At 66.5% G+C, this 15,386-nt stretch carries 17 protein-coding genes; 12 read left to right on the plus strand and 5 right to left on the minus strand.

The window, feature by feature from the left end:
- From CXZ05_RS12310 to CXZ05_RS12320, 3 genes are all read left to right on the plus strand, one after another.
- On the plus strand, window positions 1-804 hold the full coding sequence (locus tag CXZ05_RS12310; RefSeq protein WP_102972885.1) for an AzlC family ABC transporter permease: 804 nt from the start codon (window positions 1-3) through the stop codon (window positions 802-804).
- Window positions 801-1,112, plus strand: a complete 312-nt coding sequence (locus tag CXZ05_RS12315; protein WP_102972886.1) for an AzlD domain-containing protein — start codon at window positions 801-803, stop codon at window positions 1,110-1,112. Before CXZ05_RS12310 ends, CXZ05_RS12315 begins: the two co-directional genes overlap by 4 nt.
- Before the next feature lie 92 nt (window positions 1,113-1,204).
- Entirely contained in the window at window positions 1,205-1,873 is a 669-nt protein-coding gene (locus CXZ05_RS12320) for an SIS domain-containing protein (RefSeq protein ID WP_180987375.1), read from the plus strand.
- 100 nt (window positions 1,874-1,973) lie between these two features.
- Here the strand turns inward: CXZ05_RS12320 and CXZ05_RS12325 are convergent, their stop codons facing one another.
- Both CXZ05_RS12325 and CXZ05_RS12330 read right to left on the minus strand, forming a co-directional pair.
- Entirely contained in the window at window positions 1,974-2,138 is a 165-nt protein-coding gene (locus CXZ05_RS12325) for a hypothetical protein (RefSeq protein WP_258006560.1), read from the minus strand.
- A gap of 251 nt (window positions 2,139-2,389) precedes the next feature.
- The gene (locus CXZ05_RS12330; RefSeq protein WP_102972889.1) at window positions 2,390-3,019 is read right to left on the minus strand and encodes a TetR/AcrR family transcriptional regulator; all 630 of its coding nucleotides are present in this window, start codon (window positions 3,017-3,019) and stop codon (window positions 2,390-2,392) included.
- Window positions 3,020-3,131: 112 nt separating this feature from the next.
- Between CXZ05_RS12330 and CXZ05_RS12335 the strand changes: the two genes are divergently transcribed.
- Together CXZ05_RS12335 and CXZ05_RS12340 are read left to right on the plus strand one after the other, a co-directional pair.
- Window positions 3,132-3,467: a thiamine-binding protein gene (locus CXZ05_RS12335; RefSeq protein ID WP_102972890.1), complete on the plus strand. Its 336-nt coding sequence runs from the start codon at window positions 3,132-3,134 to the stop codon at window positions 3,465-3,467.
- A gap of 62 nt (window positions 3,468-3,529) precedes the next feature.
- Window positions 3,530-4,207, plus strand: a complete 678-nt coding sequence (locus CXZ05_RS12340) for an O-methyltransferase (protein ID WP_102972891.1) — start codon at window positions 3,530-3,532, stop codon at window positions 4,205-4,207.
- Window positions 4,208-4,284: 77 nt separating this feature from the next.
- Here CXZ05_RS12340 and CXZ05_RS12345 read toward each other — a convergent pair whose 3' ends face one another.
- Window positions 4,285-6,429, minus strand: a complete 2,145-nt coding sequence (locus tag CXZ05_RS12345; RefSeq protein WP_146033094.1) for a VCBS repeat-containing protein — start codon at window positions 6,427-6,429, stop codon at window positions 4,285-4,287.
- Window positions 6,430-6,784: 355 nt separating this feature from the next.
- On the opposite strand from CXZ05_RS12345, the gene CXZ05_RS12350 reads away from it, so the two are divergent.
- The 6 genes from CXZ05_RS12350 to CXZ05_RS12375 all read left to right on the plus strand — a co-directional run bounded on the left by CXZ05_RS12350 (window position 6,785) and on the right by CXZ05_RS12375 (window position 13,037).
- Window positions 6,785-8,389, plus strand: a complete 1,605-nt coding sequence (locus CXZ05_RS12350; RefSeq protein ID WP_102972893.1) for a multicopper oxidase family protein — start codon at window positions 6,785-6,787, stop codon at window positions 8,387-8,389.
- A gap of 113 nt (window positions 8,390-8,502) precedes the next feature.
- On the plus strand, window positions 8,503-8,952 hold the full coding sequence (gene lepB, locus CXZ05_RS12355; protein WP_102972894.1) for a signal peptidase I: 450 nt from the start codon (window positions 8,503-8,505) through the stop codon (window positions 8,950-8,952).
- Between the two features lie 119 nt (window positions 8,953-9,071).
- Window positions 9,072-9,551: a Dps family protein gene (locus CXZ05_RS12360; protein WP_102972895.1), complete on the plus strand. Its 480-nt coding sequence runs from the start codon at window positions 9,072-9,074 to the stop codon at window positions 9,549-9,551.
- A 42-nt stretch (window positions 9,552-9,593) separates the two neighbouring features.
- The gene (locus tag CXZ05_RS12365; RefSeq protein WP_258006562.1) at window positions 9,594-10,862 is read left to right on the plus strand and encodes an acyl-CoA dehydrogenase family protein; all 1,269 of its coding nucleotides are present in this window, start codon (window positions 9,594-9,596) and stop codon (window positions 10,860-10,862) included.
- A complete protein-coding gene (locus tag CXZ05_RS12370) occupies window positions 10,856-12,289 on the plus strand; it encodes a bifunctional PIG-L family deacetylase/class I SAM-dependent methyltransferase (RefSeq protein ID WP_102972896.1) in 1,434 nt (477 codons plus the stop codon). Before CXZ05_RS12365 ends, CXZ05_RS12370 begins: the two co-directional genes overlap by 7 nt.
- Entirely contained in the window at window positions 12,276-13,037 is a 762-nt protein-coding gene (locus tag CXZ05_RS12375) for a glycosyltransferase family 2 protein (protein ID WP_219726551.1), read from the plus strand. The genes CXZ05_RS12370 and CXZ05_RS12375 overlap by 14 nt, the downstream gene beginning before the upstream one ends.
- A 66-nt stretch (window positions 13,038-13,103) precedes the next feature.
- Here CXZ05_RS12375 and CXZ05_RS12380 read toward each other — a convergent pair whose 3' ends face one another.
- The gene (locus tag CXZ05_RS12380) at window positions 13,104-14,270 is read right to left on the minus strand and encodes a YihY/virulence factor BrkB family protein (RefSeq protein ID WP_102972897.1); all 1,167 of its coding nucleotides are present in this window, start codon (window positions 14,268-14,270) and stop codon (window positions 13,104-13,106) included.
- A 116-nt stretch (window positions 14,271-14,386) separates the two neighbouring features.
- Window positions 14,387-14,659, minus strand: coding sequence for a hypothetical protein (locus tag CXZ05_RS12385; protein ID WP_102972898.1), 273 nt, complete (start codon window positions 14,657-14,659; stop codon window positions 14,387-14,389).
- Between the two features lie 200 nt (window positions 14,660-14,859).
- On the opposite strand from CXZ05_RS12385, the gene CXZ05_RS12390 reads away from it, so the two are divergent.
- Window positions 14,860-15,324 carry a hypothetical protein gene (locus CXZ05_RS12390; protein WP_102972899.1) on the plus strand — a complete coding sequence of 155 codons (465 nt, stop codon included), beginning with the start codon at window positions 14,860-14,862 and terminating at the stop codon, window positions 15,322-15,324.
- Window positions 15,325-15,386: the final 62 nt, after the last annotated feature.

Raw genomic sequence — 15,386 nt, forward strand, 5'->3', positions numbered from 1 at the left:
ATGCCCATCACCTGGCCCCCGAAACTCCTGCGTTCCCCTGCGGTCCGTGTTGCCCTGTCCGTCAGCATCGCCACCGGCCTGTACGGGGTTTCCTTCGGCGCGCTCTCGGTGACCTCGGGCCTGGATTTCTGGCAGACCATGGCACTGAGCTTCCTGCTTTTTAGCGGCGGCTCCCAGTTTGCGTTCATCGGGGTGGTCGCCGGCGGCGGCTCGGGTCTCGCGGCCATGGGGGCCGCCACCCTGCTGGGGATGCGCAACGGGATCTATGGCATGCAGCTCAATGTGCTGCTCCGGCCGCGGGGGTGGCGCCGGTATGCCGCCGCCCAGCTGACCATTGACGAGTCCACGGCCACAAGTACCGGGCAGTCGGATCCTGCCGAGCAGCAAAGGGGCTTCTGGGCTGCGGGCATCGGGATCTTCGTACTTTGGAACCTTTTCACCGCGGTGGGTGCCCTGGCCGGAAGCGCGCTGGGAGATCCGAAGCAGTGGGGGCTCGACGGCGCAGCCGTCGCGGCGTTCCTCGGCCTGCTGTGGCCGCGGCTGAAGGGCAGGGAACCGGTGGCGATCGCCGTCGTCTGTGCCTTGGCAACCGTGCTGGCCGTTCCGTTCGTCCCGGCGGGAGTCCCCATCCTGACTGCCGCAGTGGTGGCCGCCGTTATCGGCTGGCTCAGCCACGGCCGCAAGGACGAAGGGCTTGAACCGGACATCGACCCCTACACGGATCGCCATTCCGCCCATCACACTGGCAGCGGCACCAGCGCCCGCAACGGCATCAATGACACCAACGCCGGAGGGGCCAAATGAGTCTGTGGATGTGGTTGCTGCTGGCCTGCCTCTTCGCCTACGCATGGAAGCTGGTGGGCTACCTTCTGCCGGCCAGCCTGCTGCAGAACCCCCGAATGTCCCGGATCGCAGGAACCATGACCATCGGGTTGCTGGCGTCCCTGACGATTGTTAACACCCTGGCTACCGGCCAGGCCCTGGTGCTCGATGCCCGGCTGGGCGCCCTGGCTGCCGCCGCTGCGGCCCTGTTCCTGCGGGCGCCCTTCCTGGTTGTTGTGCTGGCGGGGGCCGGAGCCGCTGCATTGCTCCGGCTGGCCGGCTGGAACTGAAACAGCGAGCAACTCCGCGCAGACGGCCGCAGCAGTCCCGAGTGATGCGCATCACAGCCGTTGTATGCTCTAAAGGTAGAGGAGTTGTGAATATGAAGGCCGTCAGTAGACTGTCCCGCACCCGTGCCACGGACGCGCCGTTCGAAATGAAAGCGCCGGTGGACGTAGTCCTCGAGCACCTGCGGCAGGTGGGGCCCGCAGTGGCCTGCCTGCGGAACGAATCCTCGCGGCTGGCCGGCTGGGGCGAGGAACTTGCCCGCCGCCTGGTCTCCGGGAACCGTCTGGTCACGGCCGGAAGTGCCGGTTCGGCGGCCGAGGTGCAGCAATTTACCGCTGAACTGCTGGGGCGCCATGCCAGTGAACGCCAGCCGTTTTCAGTGATCGCCCTGCGCCCGGGCGCGGCAGCAGCAGGGGCTGCATCCGTCAGTGCCGTCGAGATCGCACAAGGGCACGCGGAAGAGGTTGCCAGCCAGGTGCGGGCCCACATCCGTTCCGACGACGTTCTCCTGGCGGTCTCGGCCAGCGGGCACCGGCATGCACTGCTGGAGGCGACGGCGGCGGCGCGGGCTGCCGGAGCCACCGTTTGGGCTGTCACGGGCCCGGCCCCCAACCCGCTGGCCCAGGCCGCCGATGAAGCAATTTGCATCAACGCCCCCAAGCCCCAGGTGCGGGAGGCGCAACTGATCGCGCTGCAGGCGATGAGCGAATGCCTGGCTGCCGCCTTGCACGCGTTGGCCGCCCGGCCTGAGCCGCGCCGGTGACCCCCGAAGCCCGGCCGGTGACCCCGAAGCGCCGGCCGGTGACCCCGAGCGCCGGGATAGGCCTCTTTAGCAGGGCTGGGCGCAGGTAGCGGGTTTGGCCTTAGGCAACTCCGCGGGCGTCCGGGGAAGCAGGCACGGACCGCCTGGCGAGCTCTTCGGTGGCGAGGTCGTACCAGTCCTGTGCGCCGTACACGGGAGTCGGCGTATCGAGGTTGCGGTAGAGCGCGTCCACCAGGATGCCGAGTTCGTCCGTGCTGGCAGCCATCAGAGTTGTTTCAGGATCCGTTGAATGGTTCATGAAGTGTGCGAGCTGTGAGCGGTTCATGATGACACAACCGGCTTGAGTTGACCACATGCAAGGAATGACATGGTGTGCTCCGTATATGAAAATGCCCGAGGCTGACTTCCTAACCCGCTGGTGTGCATAGCTTACTGTGCTGGCCCGGTGTACGGAATATGATGAGTCTTCTTCCGGCGCCGATCCTTCCGGCACTCCCCCCTGCTCGAACCTGCCAGCTACTCGAACTGCTCGAACTGCGACGCCGGGAGCGGCACCTGCGGAGGCAGCGGCCTGGTGGGACGTTCCGCACGGATGGCGTCCTCGACAAGGGCGGCCGGCCGGCGCCAGGCGTCGGAGCCAGGTTCCATAGTGTCGACCACTCCGATCAGCATCGCCAGGAGCCGCACCATGTCCGTCAGTGAGATGTCCACCCGCAGCGTGCCCTGGTCCTGGCCGCGTCCAAGGAGAACTCCAACGGACTCAATCAGGCTTCCGGTAATGCCGGTGAGCAAATCCCGCCGCCCGGCCACGGCGCCGAGCAGGTTGGCGTTGTCACTGGCAGCGGTCATCACGGCGTCGATAACCCGGAACAGGCCCTCGGCCGCATCGGTGCCAGCGAGGGCGACATCGATAACCGGGTCCACGTTGAGCCTCAGTTGGCGATTGAGGGCCGCCAAAACCAACTGCTCTTTGTCCGAGAAATTCCGGAACAGCGTCGCCGGACCCACTCCCGCAGTGGCGGCAATGGTCTGCAGCGGAACATCCGGGCCGTACTGCCGGAAACACTCGCGGGCGGCATTAATGATCTTGTCCACATTGCGTGCAGCGTCCGCACGAAGGGGCTTGCGCTCTACGGCGAGGTTCATGAAATCAAGGTTAGCAACGCAGTGTCAGCCTGACTCCGTTACCCGTTGGTAGCGCCGAATATGACACAGCACACGGTCGGGGTGGCAGATCCCGTCATGCCAGACTGGACCCATGTTGCTTGCATTTTCAGTCGCCCCTTCCGGAATTCCCGCTGATCCAGCCTACGCCGCGGCGGGTGCCGGGGATGCCTCCGTGCACGACGCCGTGGCTGCCGCCGTCAAGATTGTTCGGGAATCCGGGCTGCCCAACAAGACGGACTCCATGTTCACCACTATCGAAGGTGAATGGGATGAGGTGTTCGACGTCGTCAGGCGCGCCACCGAGGCCGTAGGGAAATTCGGCAGCAGGGTGTCCCTGGTGATCAAGGCCGACATCCGGCCCGGCTATTCCGGTGAGCTCACCGCGAAGGTCGAGCGCCTGGAGGGCGCCCTGATCCAAGGCGACTGACAGCCAGGACGTTTGGCCGCGGCAGCCTAGCCCGGCCGGGCGCTTGCTGGAAGACTGTGCCCATGTTTGAGCACAAGCCGCGGCCCGAGTGGGCGGCCGTCGAAGAGTACCTGTCAGGCGTCGTCGTCCACCCCGGCGATGCCGTCCAGCGCGCCGTCCGGTCCGCGGAAGAGGCCGGGATGCCGCCGATCGAGGTGACACCGAACGCCGGAAAGCTGTTGAAGCTGCTGGTGACGGTCTGCGGTGCCCGCAGGGTGCTGGAGATCGGCACGCTGGCTGGCTTCAGCACCATCTGGATGGCCCAGGGGATGCCCGACGACGGCCGGCTGGTGACGTGCGAATACCTCCCTAAACACGCCGAAGTGGCCCGCGCCAATGTGGACGCGGCCGGCGTGGGCCACAAGGTGGAGATCCGGATAGGCGCGGCGCTGGACACGCTCGCGGCCCTCGAAGCCGAAGGAACCGAGCCGTTCGACTTCGTCTTCATCGATGCGGACAAGGAAAACAACCCGCAGTACCTGGAGTGGGCAGTGCGGCTGGGCAGGGCGGGAACCAGCATCGTAATGGACAACGTCGTGTGGGAGGGGGTGGCGCTGGACCCGTCCCTGGACGAAGTCAACGCCCCCGGTATCATCGGCGCGCTGAAGATGATGGGGGAGGACAGCCGGCTGGACGCCACCGTCATCCAGACCGTCGGGTCCAAGGGCTGGGACGGCTTCGCGCTGGCTGTGGTGCGTTAGGCCGTACACAAGTAAGCACCGCCCGCGTACTGGATGTACGAGGGCGGTGCCTATTTTTGGTGGTGGTACTTCAGCAGTTAGCTGAGGGCGCTCATGATGTTCCAGCCACCGCCGACCCTGACTCGGTTCGGGAACGTTCCGGCGCCGTTACCCATGTAGGACCAGAGAACTCCGCTGGTGTCCCGGGCTACAAGGTCGTCGCGTCCGTCTCCGTTAAGGTCTGCGGCTCCGCTGATGGCGTTCATGGCGTTCCAGCCTGCACCGGCGCTGACCCGCGTCGGGAATGCGCCAGCAGCGTTGCCCAGGTAGGACCACAGAATCCCTCGGGAGTCCCGGGCAACCAGATCAGCCTTGCCGTCACGGTTGAGGTCGCCAGCAGCGCTGATGGCCATGCCGTTCCAACCCCCGCCGGCCCTGATACGGGACGGGAAGGTGCCCGCATTGTTGCCGGCGTAGCTCCAGAGGACACCGCCGGAGTCAATTGCCAGCAGGTCATTCCGCCCGTCGCCGTTGAGGTCAGCGGCGGCGCTGATGCTCTTCATGGAGTTCCAGCCTGCGCCGACCCGAATCCTCGTCGGGAAAGTGCCGGAGCCGCTTCCGCGGTAAGTCCAGAGAACACCGCTGGAGTCCCGTGCTACGAGGTCAGCACGCCCGTCGCCGGTGAGGTCTCCGGTGGCGCTGATGGAGTTCATGGAGTTCCAGCCGGCCCCGACCCTGGTGCGGGTCGGGAAGGTACCCGAGCCGTTGCCGAGGTAGGTCCAGAGGACGCCGCTGGAGTCTCGTGTAACCAGGTCGGCCCGTCCGTCGCCGTTGAAGTCCTGCGGGACGCTTGTGACACCGGTGCCCGTACCGATGCGCACGTTACGGCTGGTAATAGCAACGTTGCCAGCGGCATCGCTGGCACGGACGCCGAAGGTGTAGAACCCGTTGACCTGTGCGTCCCAGGTCTTCGGCGAGGCGCAGGTGGTGTCCCAGGCCTGGTTGGTGGGCTGCAGCCGGCATTCGAACCTGGCCTGGGGGTCAGTGCTGCTGAAGCTCAGCGACGGCGTGTTGTCCAGGCTGGGCGTGGACGGGAATGGTGCCGTTACCGCAACAGCCGGAGCCGTGGTGTCCACGGTGAAGTTGAGGGTCCCGGAATTCAGTCCGCCCGCAACAGCCTGCACGGTGTGCCTGCCTTGGGCCAGCGGCGCCAGCTTCAGGGAGTAGGTGGAACCGGTGAGGGTGGCAGCCCGCGGGGCGCCATTGTCCACGATCAGCTGAACAGGGCCCGCGGTGCCGGCAGGAAGGGTGCCGGTAATCGTGGGCGCCGTCACGTTGGTGATGTTGTCGGAGTTGGAGCGGCCGCTGTCGCTGGCTGCCGCCAGGTCCGGCGTATTGGGACCGCCGACGGAGTCGGTTGCGATGAGGCCCTGGACGAAGAAGTTGCTCTGGGTGACGGTGTCGATGCCCGGTCCACCGGCGTCAGGGCCGGCGACCGTCACGGAGTTGACGCCTGAGGGAGCACCGGTGACAGGCCGTGCGGTGTTGATGTCGCCGAGCGTGCCGGCTACGGCGCCAACCTGCGTGAGGAACGTTGCCGTGGTCCCCCTGCCAAAGTCGCCGAGGAAGGCTGCGCCGACCCCCGCCCAGTCGCAAGCAACCGTGTCAGTGGGCGCGCAAGCACCGGCGTCGGTCGTCTGGTTGATTCGTCCGCCTCCGTCAGCCGTGATCGTCTCAACGCCGTACGGGTGGGTGATGGTGTACTGCGCGTTGGGCCGCAGGCCATCAAAACGGAACCGAAGGCGGGCGAAGCCCATCTGCTCGCCAGGCACGACCGGGCCGTTGACATGTGCCGCTTCCAAGGCCGCCTCGTAGCTGCCGATCGTTCCTACATCCGCGGACGCGGAGAACCAGAAAGCTTCCTCGGGGAAGTTGCCCGGGTACGAGGCCGGCTGGTCCGGGTTCGGAGGTTCAGACAGGCAGCCCTTGCCGGCCTCGTAGCAGAGCTGCAGCCGGACTGTGCCATCCGAATACCAGGTGGGGAACCCTGTGGAGTCAACCGGACCCATCCCGGCGGTTTCCGCGTTCGCCGGCATAGCGCCGAGGGGTGACAGGGCGGCGGCGAGCAGTGCGCCGGCAACAGCCGGTGCAAAGCGGCCGAGAGTGGTGGTGGACTTGCGGTGCGCTGTCCTGGAGCGATTGGCTCCGTCAGGCATCTTGGGCCGTACAGATTGCGAGAACATTGAGACTCCTTGTGGACACTCGATTTGTGGCCCCCAGTACCTTCAAGGCCAGGCCGGAAAGTCGATTCCCAACCACGACAACAGTGGATGCTGCACCTTGGATAAAAGTCGGATATAGCCGGTGGATGCAGGGGTTTGCGCGAGCCAAAGCTCGCGTACAGACCCGGCTGCGGCCGGGACGGTGCGGACTTCCGGTGGAGCACCGGGATTAGACCATCGATTTGAGGGGGCCCAATTGGGGGTGCCCCCTTAGAACCCCCACCCTTCCCAGCCCGGTCCGGTTTTTTCCAACCCCGCCGCGACATCCTCGAAGCATCCCAACCGGTCTCGAACCCAATCGGAAGGAGGCCCGGTAATGACCGTGTCCAGACGAAATGTTTTGCTGCTGGGTGGCCTCGGCGCCGTCGGAGCGGGTGTGCTTTCGCTCCCGCGCGGCGAGGTGGAGGCCAAGTCCGTCAGCCGGCTGAGCAGCGCGGAGATGCCCAAGCCGTTCCAGTCGGCTTTCGTGAAACCTCCGGAGTTGGCGCCGGACCGGACGGGGGTGGACCCCGCTGACGGCAAACCTGTCAACTACTACACCGTGACGGAGATGGCCGCTATGGCGTCCATCCTGCCGCGGCTCAAAACTCCAATTCTGGGCTACAACGGGATTTTCCCCGGTCCCACGATCGGCCTGGACCAGGGCACCAAGGCGGTGGTGCGGGTCCGGAACAAGCTCCCCGCAACCCACCCGAACGATGGCCACGTGCTCGCCACGTCCACGCACCTGCACGGGTCAGCCTCGCTGCCACAGTTCGACGGGTACGCCAGTGATGTCACGCATCCCGGATTCTTCAAGGACTACCACTACCCGAACTTCCAGCCCGCCCGCACGCTCTGGTACCACGATCACGGCGTGCACTTCACGGCGCAGAACGCGTACTCCGGCCTGGCCGGGCAGTACCACATGCACGACCCGATGGAGCGGCAGCTGCTGCCGCAGGGCGACTTCGACGTGCCGCTCGTCATTTCCGACGCGATGTTCGCGGCCAACGGCGCTTTGGGGTACGAGGACAACACCCACTCAGGCCTGTGGGGAGACGTCATCCTGGTCAACGGCAAGCCGTGGCCGGTCATGAAGGTCCAGAAGCGCATCTACCGCTTCCGGGTTCTGAACTGCAGCATTTCCCGCTCAGTACGGCTGACGCTGAGCACGGGCGATCCGCTGATCATCGTTGGCACGGACGGCGGCCTGGTGCCGACGCCACAAAAGGTGGCCAACTACCGCCATGCCGGGGCAGAGCGTTACGAGGTGCTCATCGATTTCCGCAAGTACAAGACCGGCCAGCGAATTGAGCTGCGCAACCTGTCCAACCCGAACAACGTTGACTACGACTTCACCAACAAGGTGATGGCCTTCGACGTCACGGACGAACCCGTCAACACCAGCGACCCGACCTGGAATGCGGTGCCGGCGCAGCTGGCACCCGCGAACGAGGTCATGGCGATGACCGAGAAGCAGGCCACCAAGGTCCGGAAGTTCCGGGTCAAGCGGAACGACGTCACCAACATGTGGACCATCGACGACGACAGCTGGCAGGACGTCATAGCCAGCGGCTACAAGAAGGTCGCTGCGGACGTTGACCTGGACGCCGTCGAGGTGTGGGAAATCGAGAACAGGTCCGGCGGCTGGTTCCACCCGGTTCACATCCACCTCGTGGATTTCAAGATCCTCAGCCGCAACGGCCGGGCGCCGCTTCCCCAGGAGCTCGGGCCCAAGGACGTCGTTTACGTTGGCGAAGGCGAGACGGTCCGCCTGCTCATGAAGTTCGGTCCGCACCGGGGCCGCTACATGGTGCACTGCCACAACCTGCCGCATGAGGACCACGACATGATGGTTCAGTTCCGGGTGGGGCTGAAGGAAGATGACAACGATCCCAACGATCCCATGACGGCGGCGCTGCCCCAATGGGACGGCTAGCGGCGCACAGGGCCGACCCAAAGTCCCGGGCGGTCCCCGAAAGCGTAGCCGCCACCGAGAGGCCTGCCGGATCCCCCCGGCAGGGCTTTCGGGGGAGGACACTCACGACGGCGGTGCTGCTCGCCGCTGTCCTTCTGGCCTCGCGCCTCTGGCTGGTGGAGCCCGTGACGGTCAGCTCGGAAAGCATGGAGCCGGCACTGCCCAAGGGCAGCACGGTGCTGATGTTCAAACCCGGGCCGGCGCTCGGTGCGCCCAAGGCCGGAGACCTGGTGGTGTTCACGAGTCCGGAGGACGGGAGCCCTGCTGTCAAACGGGCCATTGCCTTCGGAGGCCAGACCGTTGCCATCGAGGATTCGGTGCTGGTGGTGGACGGGGTTCCGCAGGCCGAGCCGGGCATCGACCACAGCCGCATCGACGGCACCTACTTTGGTCCGGTCACGGTGCCGGCCGGGCACGTCTTTGTCCTGGGTGACAACCGGGCGGGCTCCATCGATTCACGGGCCTACGGAAGCGTGCCATTGGAGGCGCTACAGGCAACGGTACTCTGGCCCGCCGGCCGCTAGGGTGCATGCCCGTGCCGCGAAGACCCCTGCCCGAAAGGTAAGTATGCTGGGAATCATCCTGGCCGGCTGCCCAGCCGGCCGGGCCTGGACATGCATCGGTGACGGCAGCGGAGGAAGACATGAAAGCATCCGAGACTCTGGCCAGCAATCTTCAGAAGGTCCTCACTGACCTGATCGAGCTGCACGTTCAGGGCAAGCAGGCGCACTGGAACCTGGTGGGCACCAACTTCCGCGATCTGCATCTGCAGCTCGATGAAATCGTGGACAGCGCCCGGCTGCTTGCCGACCAGACGGCCGAGCGCATGCGTTCGCTGCATGCACTTCCGGACGGCCGGAGCGCCACCGTCTCGTCGGGCACCAGGCTGGAGCAGTTTCCTGCCGGCCTGACCGTCACTAAAGACACCGCCAAGCTCATTACCGCGAGGCTGGAACAAACGGTCAAGACCATCCGCGATGTCCACGATGACGTGGATGAAGAAGATCCTACTAGCGCAGACCTCCTGCACGCGGCCATCACCCGGCTGGAGCAGCTGGCCTGGATGGTGAACGCGGAAGTGATGCCGGCCTCGGCGTCGGTGACCGCGCCGGGACAGGATTAGCAGCGCCATGACCCGGTGCCCCCGACCGTCAGCGGACGCTGCATGAACACTCCGCACCGCCAGTGGCAGCCTGTCCGCTTCAGCCAGGCGCCGTCACCGGAAGACGCCTTCGAAGCTGCGCCGAAAGTCGAAGCTGCGCCGGACGCGGAACGTCTCCCTGAAGCCGAACCTGTGCTGGACGTTGAGGGACTGTTGGACAGGGTTGCTTCGGCTGTGGGGGACGTCCCTGCCCTGCTGGCCATCGCCCAGCACGCCGGCCGTTCCGCGCCGAAGCCCGGTGACGGGCGGACAGCCCGGCTCTGGGAACTGCTGGCCTCCGTGGCCGCGGTGGACGTGGCCGCCGCGCGGGTTCTGGAGCCGCACCTGGACGCCGGCGCCATCCTGTCCCAAGCGGGAACGCCGGGATCCTTCACCGGGTCGTGGGGTGTCTACGCAGCCGAGGGCCCGGGTACACGGCTGACGGCCGCGCCGGCTTCCGCCACAGCTGCCGGGCGCCCTCCCGCCGGGACAGAACCGGTCGGGACATCCGGGGGCGTACGGCTGACCGGCTCCAAGCCCTGGTGCTCGCTGGCCCAGTTCGTGGACCACGCCGTGGTGACCGCGCACACCGAGGCCGGCGGCCGGGCCGCCTTTGCCGTTGATCTCAGGGCCGCCGGCGTCACGTGCGATGTGCCGGAATGGACCAGCCGCGGACTGCGCGAAATCCCCAGCGGAACTGTCCACTTTGACGGGGTGGCGGCTGTGCCGCTCGGCGGTGACGGCTGGTACTTCCAACGCCCCGGCTTTGCGTGGGGTGGCATGGGCGTTGCCGCGTGCTGGCTCGGCGGCGCCGTGGCGCTCGGCCGGCACTTCGAGGCCGCGCTCCAGCGGGGAGCGAGGTCCCAGCGCGAGCCGGACCAGGTGGCGCTCGCTGCCCTGGGTGAAGTGGACCGGATCCTGACCTCCACTGTCCAGTACCTCGCGCGGGCTGCTGAGGCCGTGGACGCCGCCGAGGCCGGCGGCGGCGCCCAAGCGGACCCGAATTCCGGTGCGGAAGCGGCCGACGGCGGCACTGTTGGCGGGTGGAGCCAGGCCACCACTGGCGCCGTTGGTGGGTGGAGCGAGACGCTCCGTGTCCGGGGAACCGTTGCTGCCGCCGTCGAACGCGTGCAGCTCCTGGTGAGCCAGAACCTGGGGCCCGGGCCGCTTGCCTTCGATGAACGGTACGGCAAATGCATGGCGGACCTGTCCCTCTACGTGCGGCAGCACCACGCAACGCGCGACGACGCCCAGTTGGGCGCACTCACCCTCCAGGGGGAGCACGCATGGTGACGTTCTCGCACGCGGATGCCGGCACCGATGAAGCGGCCTGGGAAGGCAGCGGGCTGGACATGATCGGCGAACTGCCGCTGGATTCAGCCGAGCTGGCTCGGATGGAGTTCGTCGTCCTCGTTGCCCATCCGGACGATGAATCCCTCGGCGCCGGAGGCTTGCTGGCCCGGCTCACGTTAGCCGGTGCGCATGTTGAGGTGCTGCTGTGTTCGGCGGGGGAGGCGTCCCACCCGGGTTCGCCCACCACCACGCCGGAGCAGCTGGCCGCGGTCCGCCGTGAGGAGTTTGCGGCTGCCATGAGCGCGTTCGGGCTGGCGGACCACTGGGAGTTCCTGAACCTCCCGGACAGCCGGCTGGCCCAACACGGGGATGTCATCGCCGAACGCCTGGCGGACGTTGTTGGGCGCCGTGTTGCTGGAAGGCCAGATGCCGACGGCGGGCTGGTCATTGTTGCCCCGTACCGCGGAGACGGGCACATCGACCACGACACCCTGGGGGCCCTCGCGGCGGAGACCGCCGAAGCCGGAGGCCACGGGCTGCTGGAGTACCCCATCTGGTACTGGCTGTGGGCCACGCCTGAGGACACGGCCTGGCGGAAGTGGCTGAGGCTGCCCCTGAGCCCCGCTGAGCAGCGGGCCAAACGCGCCGCCCTGCACACCCATGCCTCCCAGCTGCAGCCGCTCTCTGACCGGCCGGGCGACGAGGTCCTGCTGTCGGAGCAGTTTCTTGCGCACTTTTCCCGGCCCTTCGAGGTGTTCGCTTGGCGGCCGCCGGTCACCGGCCGGCGGAGCGCCCGGGACGCCGAGCCCGTCTTTGACGCCCTGCACCGCAGCGCCGAGGACCCGTGGGGGTACCAGGACAGCTGGTACGAGCAGCGTAAGCGTAGCCTGACGCTCGCCGCTCTCCCTGAACAGAAGTACGACGCCGGCCTGGAAACCGGCTGCTCGATCGGCACCCTGAGTGAGGAGCTGGCCAAGCGGTGCGGGCGGCTCCTGGCCGTGGATGCCAGCGGCACCGCCGTGGGGCGGGCCGCCGAACGGCTCGCCCGGTATCCGGAAGCTGAAGCCCGGCAGCTGACCCTCCCGGAACAGTGGCCGGAGGGCAGCTTCGACCTGATCGTGGTCTCGGAGATGGGCTACTACCTCGCGGCCGCGGAATTGGCGGCGCTGATCACCAGGATCTCGGCCTCCCTGGCCCCGGGCGGAACGCTGTTGCTCTGCCATTGGCGGCATCCGGTTTCCGGCTGGGAGCTGGACGGCGACGCCGTCCACTCGTTGGCCCGGAGCCAGCTGCAGTGGCCGTCCGCCGGCATTTACCGGGAGCGGGACTTTGTGCTTGAAACTTTCATCGCGCCAGAGGCCGCCGGTGACGCGGGGCTGGAGCCCGCCGGTGACCCGTGGCCGGAGACCTTGCATGATGCCGGATAGTTCCCGGCCGGTCATCAGCCGGGTGGAGGTGGTGATGCCCGTGCATGACGAGGAGCACCACCTTGGCCCCGCCCTTGCTGCGCTCCGGGCCTCGGCCGAAACTCTGCTGCAACAGCGACCCTCGGCTGCTGTGGGAATCACTGTGGTCCTGGACCGCTGCACCGACCGTTCACCGGAGATCGCCGCACGCTTCGCTGAGTCAACCGCCGGACTAAACACCTGCGTGCGGGTATTGCACCGGCGGTTCCGCAACGCGGGTGCCAGCAGGGCGTCCGGGGTGGCAGCGGGGTTGCTGGACGCCGACAATTTCGAAAGCACCTGGCTGGCAAATACCGACGCCGATTCCCGCGTTCCGGCGGACTGGCTCGTGCGCCAGTTGGCGTTTGCGGACGCTGGCTGGGACGTGGTGCTGGGTTCCGTGGAGCCGGACTCCGCGGGGATGGATCCTGAGCTCCTGCGCAGCTGGCGGCTGCGGCACCCCCTGGAGGAAAGGCACGGCAATGTCTATGGCGCCAACCTCGGCGTGCGCGCCTCGGCTTACCGCCAGGTTGGCGGATTTCCACCGCTGCGCTCCTCCGAGGACAGTGCCCTGGTGGAACAGCTGCGGCGGAGGGGCTTCGCCGTCATGGCCACGGACCGCACACGTGTGCTGACTTCCGGACGGACCGTCGCCCGGGCGCCGCACGGTTTTGGTGCCTACCTCCGTGCCCTGGGCGTGGAGACGGCTGCCGGGCTCCGGAGCAGCTAAAAGCTCTGCCGGGACCCCGGGCAGCAACCTGTGGCGGCAGCTGCCCGGGGGTCACCCCCAGGTCGGTCAGTGGCTGCTGCCATCGCCGCGGCGGGCGGTGGCCCCGCCGCTGCCGTTCCGGCGGTCATCCTGGCCCTTGCCGTGCTGGTCGCTGCCGTCCTTGCCGTTGCCCTGCTCGCTGTACTTCTCGCGCAGTTCGCGTCCCAGGCGGATGTCTTCCTCTTCCTTATCCTGGAGCTTGTCGCTCTTTTTCGTGTCCCGGGGCGGGAGTTGGAGCGTGTCCTCAGCCTCGATGCCGGCCTGCAGCTGCCGGCCACGCTCCATCTCGGCGTCGAACTCGGCGCCAAAGAGCAGGGACATGTTGAGGATCCAGAGCCAGAGCAGCATGACGATCACTCCGCCGATGGCGCCGTACGTCTTGTTGTAGTTGCTGAAGTTACCCACGTAGAAGCCAAAGCCCACCGAGGCCAGCACGAAGATAAACAGGGCGATGAGGGAGCCAAGGCTCATCCAGCGGAACTTCGGCTGGCGGACGTTTGGAGTGAAGTAATAGAGGATGGCAATGACGACGATCACCAGCGCGACGATGACCGGCCACTTGGCGATGTTCCACACGGTCAGGAACACTCCGCCCAAGCCCATGACATTGCCGACAGCTTCGGCCACCGGGCCGCTGATGACCAGCATTGCGGCGAGCAGCGCAACGATGATCAGAGAGACGAGCGTGACGCCGAGCATGGTGCCGCGAAGCTTAACGAAGCCCCGGCCCTCGTCGATCTCGTAAATCCGGTTCATCGCGCGGCCAAAGGCCGTCACATACCCGGATGCGGACCAGAGGGCTGTCGCGAGACCGATGACCAGTGTGAAGCCGGCCGCCGGTGAGGTGGTCAGCTCCTGGATAGGCCCGCGGATCATCTCCACCGCTTGCCCGGGAGCGACGCCCTGGACAATTTCCAGGAGTGCCGACGTCGTCTTTTCCGCCTGTCCAAAGATGCCGAGCAGCGAAACGAGGGCGAGCAGGGCGGGGAAGAGCGAGAAGATCGCGTAGTAGGTAAGTCCGGCCGCGAGGTCGGGGCATTGGTCCCCAGTAAATTCACGCAGGGTCTTGCGGGCAATGTACTTCCACGATGGCTTGTCCACATCGGTGGGGCTGTCCGGCTTTCGCCTGTCATCCGGGGCGGGCGCGCTGCCCGCCTTTGCTGTGCTGGTTTCCGGGGCTTCTTTCGTAGCCATTGGGCATCCTTTCGTTCGCGGGCGGGGCCATGTTCCGGAAGTCACGGAACGTTTCCTGCCGCTGTCAGGGGTTTGGGCTCTTGGGTTGGGCAACAGGTCGCATCGGGCGTCAGTCGCTACTGTCCGGGGGCTCTTGGTGGGTTGCGGCGGTCCAGGGTTAACGGGTCGGTGCCCAGCGGATCATCCGCCGGCTGCTTTCCGTCCAGCGGATCGTCCGCCATCCGGGTGTCTGACTGAGGGGTCTCGGCCAGCTGGCTCGAGGCCAGTGGATTGGGATCTTGGCCCGGGCCTCCGCTGCCTGGGCCGCCACCGGCGTGTTTCGGTCCTGTGCTTTCCGCGTCATCGGCCGGGCCGGCCACTGCACCGTCCGACGTTTGGTTCTCCGTCATGGTTGATACCTCTCCGTCTCGGTTGTTGAGTAGAACCGGCAATCACTCGCCATAAAATAGTAAGCATGATTACTATTGGATAGTAAGTACCCTGATGGCCGCTAGTTCAACCGGCCGCCTGCTCCGGCAACGTTGCCCGGCTCAGGTGACCGGCCCCTGCCGGATAGTCACGAGCTGGAAAAGAGAGAGGTGGATCCACGGTGGACCCAAGTGCCTGGATTTGGATCGTCGTTGTAATTGTCGTCATTGCACTCGTTGTGGTGCTTCTGATGTCCAGCCGCAAGCGCAGGGAGGCGTTCCGGCAGAAGCGCGATGAGCAGAACCGCCAGCACGCAGGCGAGATCCGCAGGAAGGCGGAGAATGCCGATCTTGAGGCGCGCGAAAACGAGGCGCGGGCCATGCATGCCAAGGCTGATGCTGAGAAAGCTCAGGTAGAGGCTGCCCGGCTTCGCCAGGAGGCCGAGCAAAAGCAGTCGGCTGCCCAGGACCTCAGGACGGATGCCGAGAAGCACCAGTACAAGGCGAACGCCCTTGACCCGGATGTGGACGAGGACGGCAACAGGCGCAACGATGCACGGGCGGATGCCGGAACTGATGATGATCGGGCGGCCGATGCGCGGGACGCTGACAGCCGGGATGCTGACGGCCGGCCTCGGCATGGGTGAGCGGGATGCTGGTGGCGGCCGGGCTGATGACTCACGCGTGGATGGCGCGCGTGACGCCCGCC

The sequence above is a fragment of the Arthrobacter sp. AFG20 genome (assembly GCF_002892795.1).
Taxonomy (GTDB): domain Bacteria; phylum Actinomycetota; class Actinomycetes; order Actinomycetales; family Micrococcaceae; genus Arthrobacter.

Excerpts from the sequence above, each read along its gene's own strand:
- CXZ05_RS12310 (WP_102972885.1), top strand. The coding sequence starts at position 1 with ATGCCCATCACCTGGCCCCCGAAACTCCTGCGTTCCCCTGCGGTCCGT.
- CXZ05_RS12315 (WP_102972886.1), top strand. The coding sequence starts at position 801 with ATGAGTCTGTGGATGTGGTTGCTGCTGGCCTGCCTCTTCGCCTACGCA.
- CXZ05_RS12320 (WP_180987375.1), top strand. The coding sequence starts at position 1,205 with ATGAAGGCCGTCAGTAGACTGTCCCGCACCCGTGCCACGGACGCGCCG.
- CXZ05_RS12325 (WP_258006560.1), bottom strand. The coding sequence starts at position 2,138 with ATGGCTGCCAGCACGGACGAACTCGGCATCCTGGTGGACGCGCTCTAC.
- CXZ05_RS12330 (WP_102972889.1), bottom strand. The coding sequence starts at position 3,019 with ATGAACCTCGCCGTAGAGCGCAAGCCCCTTCGTGCGGACGCTGCACGC.
- CXZ05_RS12335 (WP_102972890.1), top strand. The coding sequence starts at position 3,132 with ATGTTGCTTGCATTTTCAGTCGCCCCTTCCGGAATTCCCGCTGATCCA.
- CXZ05_RS12340 (WP_102972891.1), top strand. The coding sequence starts at position 3,530 with ATGTTTGAGCACAAGCCGCGGCCCGAGTGGGCGGCCGTCGAAGAGTAC.
- CXZ05_RS12345 (WP_146033094.1), bottom strand. The coding sequence starts at position 6,429 with ATGTTCTCGCAATCTGTACGGCCCAAGATGCCTGACGGAGCCAATCGC.
- CXZ05_RS12350 (WP_102972893.1), top strand. The coding sequence starts at position 6,785 with ATGACCGTGTCCAGACGAAATGTTTTGCTGCTGGGTGGCCTCGGCGCC.
- CXZ05_RS12360 (WP_102972895.1), top strand. The coding sequence starts at position 9,072 with ATGAAAGCATCCGAGACTCTGGCCAGCAATCTTCAGAAGGTCCTCACT.
- CXZ05_RS12365 (WP_258006562.1), top strand. The coding sequence starts at position 9,594 with ATGAACACTCCGCACCGCCAGTGGCAGCCTGTCCGCTTCAGCCAGGCG.
- CXZ05_RS12370 (WP_102972896.1), top strand. The coding sequence starts at position 10,856 with ATGGTGACGTTCTCGCACGCGGATGCCGGCACCGATGAAGCGGCCTGG.
- CXZ05_RS12375 (WP_219726551.1), top strand. The coding sequence starts at position 12,276 with ATGATGCCGGATAGTTCCCGGCCGGTCATCAGCCGGGTGGAGGTGGTG.
- CXZ05_RS12380 (WP_102972897.1), bottom strand. The coding sequence starts at position 14,270 with ATGGCTACGAAAGAAGCCCCGGAAACCAGCACAGCAAAGGCGGGCAGC.
- CXZ05_RS12385 (WP_102972898.1), bottom strand. The coding sequence starts at position 14,659 with ATGACGGAGAACCAAACGTCGGACGGTGCAGTGGCCGGCCCGGCCGAT.